The sequence below is a fragment of the Pseudomonas sp. SIMBA_067 genome, from assembly GCF_046534675.1.
Lineage (GTDB): Bacteria > Pseudomonadota > Gammaproteobacteria > Pseudomonadales > Pseudomonadaceae > Aquipseudomonas > Aquipseudomonas putida.
On record NZ_JAWRYH010000955.1, the window covers coordinates 1 to 251 of the forward strand.

General features: G+C 52.2%; 1 protein-coding gene. It reads left to right on the plus strand.

Annotated elements, in window-relative coordinates:
• Window positions 1-22: 22 nt before the first annotated feature.
• The coding region (locus tag SB765_RS32030) for an acyl carrier protein (protein WP_410932812.1) at window positions 23-251 on the plus strand (229 nt) is incomplete at its 3' end.

Consider the following 251-nt stretch of genomic DNA (forward strand, 5'->3'; position numbering starts at 1 on the left):
GGCTGAAAGCGGAGACAACCTTATGATGAACAAAGAACAGATCTATCAGGAAGTGGCTTCGCTGCTGACCAGCCTGTTTGAAATTGCGCCTGAGGATATCCATCCCGAGGCACGTCTGTATGAAGATCTCGAACTCGACAGCATTGATGCCGTCGATATGGTGGTTCATCTGCAAAAACGTACCGGCCGTAAAATTAAACCGGAAACCTTCCGCGCCGTGCGCACCGTGCAGGATGTGGTGGATGCCGTGG